This window comes from Anaerobacillus alkalilacustris (assembly GCF_001866005.1).
Lineage (GTDB): Bacteria > Bacillota > Bacilli > Bacillales > Anaerobacillaceae > Anaerobacillus > Anaerobacillus alkalilacustris.
Window position 1 is genome coordinate 1 of record NZ_MLQR01000006.1, and the last position, 5,551, is coordinate 5,551.

At 42.1% G+C, this 5,551-nt stretch carries 2 protein-coding genes, 22 tRNA genes and 2 rRNA genes; all 26 read left to right on the plus strand.

Annotated elements, in window-relative coordinates; translation table 11 throughout:
• A 23S ribosomal RNA gene (locus BKP37_RS05980) occupies positions 1 to 216 on the plus strand; the annotation flags it as partial.
• Positions 217 to 297: 81 nt separating this feature from the next.
• Positions 298 to 413 (plus strand): 5S ribosomal RNA (gene rrf / locus BKP37_RS05985).
• Positions 414 to 422: 9 nt separating this feature from the next.
• A tRNA-Ala gene (locus BKP37_RS05990) sits at positions 423 to 498 on the plus strand.
• Positions 499 to 552: 54 nt separating this feature from the next.
• Positions 553 to 629: transfer RNA gene (locus BKP37_RS05995), tRNA-Met, on the plus strand.
• Positions 630 to 652: 23 nt separating this feature from the next.
• Positions 653 to 745 (plus strand) — tRNA-Ser (locus BKP37_RS06000).
• 10 nt (positions 746 to 755) lie between these two features.
• A tRNA-Asp gene (locus tag BKP37_RS06005) sits at positions 756 to 831 on the plus strand.
• A 27-nt stretch (positions 832 to 858) separates the two neighbouring features.
• Positions 859 to 942: transfer RNA gene (locus BKP37_RS06010), tRNA-Tyr, on the plus strand.
• 31 nt (positions 943 to 973) lie between these two features.
• Positions 974 to 1,047: transfer RNA gene (locus BKP37_RS06015), tRNA-Trp, on the plus strand.
• Between the two features lie 14 nt (positions 1,048 to 1,061).
• A tRNA-His gene (locus BKP37_RS06020) sits at positions 1,062 to 1,137 on the plus strand.
• A 14-nt stretch (positions 1,138 to 1,151) separates the two neighbouring features.
• Positions 1,152 to 1,226, plus strand: a tRNA-Gln gene (locus BKP37_RS06025).
• Positions 1,227 to 1,234: 8 nt separating this feature from the next.
• Positions 1,235 to 1,309: transfer RNA gene (locus BKP37_RS06030), tRNA-Gly, on the plus strand.
• 38 nt (positions 1,310 to 1,347) lie between these two features.
• A tRNA-Cys gene (locus BKP37_RS06035) sits at positions 1,348 to 1,421 on the plus strand.
• A gap of 27 nt (positions 1,422 to 1,448) precedes the next feature.
• A tRNA-Leu gene (locus BKP37_RS06040) sits at positions 1,449 to 1,537 on the plus strand.
• 193 nt (positions 1,538 to 1,730) lie between these two features.
• Positions 1,731 to 1,807: transfer RNA gene (locus BKP37_RS06045), tRNA-Arg, on the plus strand.
• A gap of 9 nt (positions 1,808 to 1,816) precedes the next feature.
• Positions 1,817 to 1,893, plus strand: a tRNA-Pro gene (locus tag BKP37_RS06050).
• Between the two features lie 178 nt (positions 1,894 to 2,071).
• A tRNA-Gly gene (locus tag BKP37_RS06055) sits at positions 2,072 to 2,145 on the plus strand.
• Positions 2,146 to 2,152: 7 nt separating this feature from the next.
• Positions 2,153 to 2,229 (plus strand) — tRNA-Ile (locus BKP37_RS06060).
• Positions 2,230 to 2,240: 11 nt separating this feature from the next.
• Positions 2,241 to 2,315 (plus strand) — tRNA-Asn (locus BKP37_RS06065).
• Between the two features lie 6 nt (positions 2,316 to 2,321).
• Positions 2,322 to 2,412, plus strand: a tRNA-Ser gene (locus BKP37_RS06070).
• Positions 2,413 to 2,429: 17 nt separating this feature from the next.
• Positions 2,430 to 2,504 (plus strand) — tRNA-Glu (locus BKP37_RS06075).
• Positions 2,505 to 2,563: 59 nt separating this feature from the next.
• A tRNA-Val gene (locus BKP37_RS06080) sits at positions 2,564 to 2,639 on the plus strand.
• 50 nt (positions 2,640 to 2,689) lie between these two features.
• A tRNA-Thr gene (locus BKP37_RS06085) sits at positions 2,690 to 2,758 on the plus strand.
• A gap of 46 nt (positions 2,759 to 2,804) precedes the next feature.
• Positions 2,805 to 2,880, plus strand: a tRNA-Lys gene (locus BKP37_RS06090).
• A gap of 32 nt (positions 2,881 to 2,912) precedes the next feature.
• Positions 2,913 to 2,993: transfer RNA gene (locus BKP37_RS06095), tRNA-Leu, on the plus strand.
• Positions 2,994 to 3,834: 841 nt separating this feature from the next.
• Positions 3,835 to 5,277: an NADP-dependent glyceraldehyde-3-phosphate dehydrogenase gene (locus BKP37_RS06100; protein ID WP_071308774.1), complete on the plus strand. Its 1,443-nt coding sequence runs from the start codon at positions 3,835 to 3,837 to the stop codon at positions 5,275 to 5,277.
• A gap of 92 nt (positions 5,278 to 5,369) precedes the next feature.
• Positions 5,370 to 5,551 (plus strand): hypothetical protein (locus BKP37_RS19565; RefSeq protein ID WP_139193064.1); only part of this gene is annotated, 182 nt, incomplete at its 3' end.

Below are 5,551 nucleotides of genomic sequence, written 5' to 3' on the forward strand. Positions count from 1 at the left end.
GGTGTACCAGTTGTTCCGCCAGGAGCATAGCTGGGTAGCTACGTATGGAAGGGATAAGTGCTGAAAGCATCTAAGCATGAAGCCCCCCTCAAGATGAGATTTCCCTTGGAGTTAATCCAGTAAGACCCCTTAGAGATGATGAGGTTGATAGGTCTCGGGTGGAAGCACGGTGACGTGTGGAGCTGAGAGATACTAATCGGTCGAGGACTTATCCTAAAATAAGAATTGAATTCACACTCAAGAAACTTACATGTATGTTATCTAGTTTTCAGAGAATGATCTCTGAATTTAATATAATCTAGTGACGATAGCGAAGAGGTCACACTCGTTCCCATGCCGAACACGATCGTTAAGCTCTTTTGCGCCGATGGTAGTTAGGGGCTTCCCCTTGTGAGAGTAGGACGTTGCTAGATTGTACTTATGGGGCCTTAGCTCAGCTGGGAGAGCGCCTGCCTTGCACGCAGGAGGTCAGCGGTTCGATCCCGCTAGGCTCCACCAAAGTTTTTTTTGTGAAATGAAGTAGAGCAAAAATAACTTACCTATTTATTTTTTGGCGGCGTAGCTCAGCTGGCTAGAGCGTACGGTTCATACCCGTGAGGTCGGGGGTTCGATCCCCTCTGCCGCTACCAATTTAATTGTTTTGATATGATACGGAGGAATACCCAAGTCCGGCTGAAGGGATCGGTCTTGAAAACCGACAGGCGGGTTAAACCGCGCGGGGGTTCGAATCCCTCTTCCTCCGCCATATTAAATAAGGACCCGTGGTGTAGCGGTTAACATGCCTGCCTGTCACGCAGGAGATCGCCGGTTCGATCCCGGTCGGGTCCGCCATTAATAACCAAACCAATTATATATTTTGGAGGGGTAGCGAAGTGGCTAAACGCGGCGGACTGTAAATCCGCTCCTTAGGGTTCGGCGGTTCGAATCCGTCCCCCTCCACCATTTAACATATTAGATAAGATATAGTGCCTTTAGGGGCATAGTTTAACGGTAGAACAGAGGTCTCCAAAACCTCCAGTGTGGGTTCGATTCCTACTGCCCCTGCCAAACAAAAGAATATGGCGGTCGTGGCGAAGTGGTTAACGCACCGGATTGTGGCTCCGGCATTCGTGGGTTCGATTCCCATCGATCGCCCCATATTATTATATTAATGGGCTATAGCCAAGTGGTAAGGCAACGGACTTTGACTCCGTCATTCTCTGGTTCGAATCCAGATAGCCCAGCCATTTAGTTCGCGGGAGTAGTTCAGTGGTAGAACACCACCTTGCCAAGGTGGGGGTCGCGAGTTCGAATCTCGTCTTCCGCTCCAGTGATTAATTAACTTAATATTGAGCATATTATATTCTTGGCGGCATAGCCAAGTGGTAAGGCACGGGTCTGCAAAACCTTTATCCCCGGTTCGAATCCGGGTGCCGCCTCCAAGTGCTCAAAAAAGTCTTTATAGGTATGCCGGGGTGGTGGAATTGGCAGACACACAGGACTTAAAATCCTGCGGTAGGTGACTATCGTGCCGGTTCAAGTCCGGCCCTCGGTACCATTATGAAAAGTTTTAATAAAAAAAACAACATGCGCCCTTAGCTCAGCTACGAGCGTAACATCTGTGAAACAACTGCGAGTTGTCTCGACGCAGCCTGCTACAAGGCGGTACTTGTAGAGGAAGAGACAGGATATCTACGGAGCAATACATCGTCCGTAATCTTCTTGGAATAACATCATCGAATAAACAACATGCGCCCTTAGCTCAGCTGGATAGAGTGTTTGACTACGAATCAAAAGGTCGGGAGTTCGAATCTCTCAGGGCGCGCCATAGAAATATCGGGAAGTGGCTCAGCTTGGTAGAGCACCTGGTTTGGGACCAGGGGGTCGCAGGTTCAAATCCTGTCTTCCCGACCATGTAATTCTTTATTAATGCGGGTGTAGTTTAGTGGTAAAACCTCAGCCACGAGCGTATCGTCTGTGAAAAAGCTACGAGTTGTCTCGACGCATGGCCATATATGAATTAACAGGCAGAGGAAGAGACATGATAAGGCCAGAAGGCGTAGCAGGTAATTAGTAAAAAAACAATTTATATGCGGGTGTAGTTTAGTGGTAAAACCTCAGCCTTCCAAGCTGATGTTGTGAGTTCGATTCTCATCACCCGCTCCAAAAGTATGGGCCTATAGCTCAGCTGGTTAGAGCGCACGCCTGATAAGCGTGAGGTCGGTGGTTCGAGTCCACTTAGGCCCACCATACAGATTTATTCCACAGTAGCTCAGTGGTAGAGCAATCGGCTGTTAACCGATCGGTCGTAGGTTCGAGTCCTACCTGTGGAGCCATATTAAGGAGAAGTACTCAAGTGGCTGAAGAGGCGCCCCTGCTAAGGGTGTAGGTCGTGTAAGCGGCGCGAGGGTTCAAATCCCTCCTTCTCCGCCAGTCGCGGTTTTTATACTGGCCCGTTGGTCAAGCGGTTAAGACACCGCCCTTTCACGGCGGTAACACGGGTTCGAATCCCGTACGGGTCACCAATAGTTTTAGGGCAACTTGTTAGTAGAAATTTTCTACTAAAACAAGAAGAAGCATATATGGAGGATTAGCTCAGCTGGGAGAGCACCTGCCTTACAAGCAGGGGGTCGGCGGTTCGATCCCGTCATCCTCCACCAGATTTTTTTGCGTAACAAAGTGGAGAAAAAATAACTTCCCTATATATGACGCCTAGCTCAATCGGTAGAGAAACTGACTTGTAATCAGTAGGTTGGGGGTTTAAGTCCTTTGGTCGGCACTCCTAGTATAAGTATTGCTTTAACAAAATTTTTATTATTTCTTAAGAGCCATTAGCTCAGTCGGTAGAGCATCTGACTTTTAATCAGAGGGTCGAAGGTTCGAATCCTTCATGGCTCACCATTTTTTTTACTTAGCAAAATAACTTTCCATACGCGGGTGTGGCGGAATTGGCAGACGCGCTAGACTTAGGATCTAGTGTCTTTGACGTGGGGGTTCGAGTCCCTTCACCCGCACTTAAAAGCTTCCTTAAATATTAAGGAAGCTTTTTTATAGTATTAGAATTTATAAATTTCTAACTTGGAAACTGTCTAGCTTCAACGCCTACGAGCTCGGTCACTTCATTAAAACTACTGACATCAATTACTACGTGTAATAAATCTCGAATGAATTCATAGGTGCTATGTTCCTCTGTTACTTGTCACACAAGAAGTAAAGCAAGTGAACTTGTTTCAGTAAGCTGAAACATCGGAAAATCCAACCTACGACTTAGAGGTAGGGGTCTTATCACCTAAAAAAAATTCAGATAAACGTAACTTTAATGAGACAAGTATCGAGATATCCACAAGGTTTAATCAGTTTGTGTATAAATAGGAACAAATCCTAGATCATATAATTTTTTATCAACAAAAAATTATATGTATGAACACTCTTTAGCCAGTAAAATCCGTTGAACAAAGTTAATCGTAGTATGAAACTCTAATTATGCACATACTTATTCAGTTTTGTGTAAAACTAGACACAGTTAAAATAAAAGTAAGCTTCGTAATCCACATGTTAGTAAGTTCTTATCCCCGTATGATGATCTATCATTAAGGTTTATGGATCATCATTTTCCCCTTTTAATAATTTTCATCATGATAATAAACGGTTTTATATTATTTTTCAGCTATATAAAAAATAGACTTTATTCCAACTTTTAGAATTTTCAAAAAAGATGAGCAAAGTAGTTGCCTGAAAATGCTTTCAAATGTTTTAATATGTTTTAATATGTTTTATCACTCTAGGGGAAGTGATTAACATTTTTTAGCATTATCATTAAAACAATTAACAATATATGAATGGAGTGTATTACTAATGAAAGCTACTGAAGATTTAAAATATCAATTTTTAATAAATAATGAGTGGAGCAAGAGTACAACAGATAAATGGGTGAACATTTATGCTCCTGAAACAAATGAACTAGTTGGTTCAGTTCCAGCAATGAGTCAAGAAGAAGTGGATAAAGCCGTTCGTTTAGCAAAGGAAGCTCAAGTGAAATGGGCAGACACACCTGTTCACGAGAGAAGTAACTTGTTATATCGTTGGGCGGACAAGCTAGAGGAAAGAAAAAATGAAATTGGAGCAATGATTGCTTTAGAGGTTGGAAAATCTCCATCCTCAGCAGTTGGGGAAGTTGTACGAACAGCTGAAATTATTCGTTATACAGCTGAAGAGGGAGTTCGTATACATGGTGAATTAATGAAGGGAGATTCATTTCCAGGTGGATCAAAAAACAAGCTTGCGCTAATTCAAAAGGAACCACTAGGAGTTGTGTTAGCTATTTCACCATTTAACTATCCAGTTAACCTTGCTGCTGCCAAAGTTGCTCCTGCGATTATTGCTGGTAATACGGTTGTATTTAAGCCAGCAACTCAAGGTGCGATTAGTGGTATCTTAATGATTGAAGCATTAGTTGACGCAGGACTTCCAGAAAGTGTCGTAAATGTTGTGACAGGTAGAGGTGCTGATATCGGTGATTTTGTTGTTACTCACCCTGACATTAGTATGATTTCATTTACTGGTGGAACGAAAACGGGTCAAGATATAGCACAAAAAGCGAAGATGATCCCTCTAGTATTAGAATTGGGAGGGAAGGATCCAGCAATCGTATTAGAAGATGCAGACTTAGAACATGCTGCAGACCAAATCATTGGTGGTGCATTCTCTTATTCTGGTCAACGTTGTACTGCAATTAAAAAAGTTTTCGTAATAGATAAAATTGCTGATGAGTTAGTAAGTAAACTTGAAGCAAAAATTCAAAAGCTTAAAGTAGGTAAAGCGAGTGAAGAAGCAACGGTTGTTCCACTAATTAACGAAAAGGCAGCAGATTTCGTTGAAGGCTTAATAATTGATGCTAAAAGCAAAGGGGCGACAATTGTAACTGGCGGTTCAAGAACAGACAACCTAATTGCACCGACTTTAATTGACCATGTAACTACTGACATGGTGGTAGCGTGGGAAGAACAATTTGGTCCAGTGTTACCAATTATTCGAGTATCTAGTGTCTTTGAAGCGATTGAGTTAGAGAGAAAGTCGGAGTATGGTTTACAAGCAAGTATCTTTACAAAAAATGTTCAAGACGCTTTTGCTTTAGTATCAAAGCTAAATGTAGGAACTGTACAGTTAAATGGTAAACCAGAACGTGGACCTGACCATTTCCCATTCATTGGAGTGAAAAACTCAGGTCTTGGTGTACAAGGTGTTGGTAGAAGTATTGAGTCAATGATGAGAGATAAAGTAATGGTAATTAACCTTTAATTGTTAAAAAAGACAGTCTATCGTAGGAGGGCACTGAAAAAGTCCCTTTCAAACTCAAAAGCACCCTTTCCTTCTATTTTATGAAGGAAAGGGTGCTTTTTTGTCGAATTATTTTATTAACAAATAAGAAGTGGGTGTTAACGATGATTCCAAATCAACAAGCAATGAGTTTAAGCCCTTATATGGCACTATATGATATAATCGTGCCCAAAGATAACATGCTTCGAAAAATTAATGAACTTATTGATTTTTCCTTTGTATATAATGAACTTAA

What these genes read in the sequence shown, in the direction of transcription:
- BKP37_RS06100 (WP_071308774.1), top strand. Translation starts at nt 3,835, where the DNA reads ATGAAAGCTACTGAAGATTTAAAATATCAATTTTTAATAAATAATGAG.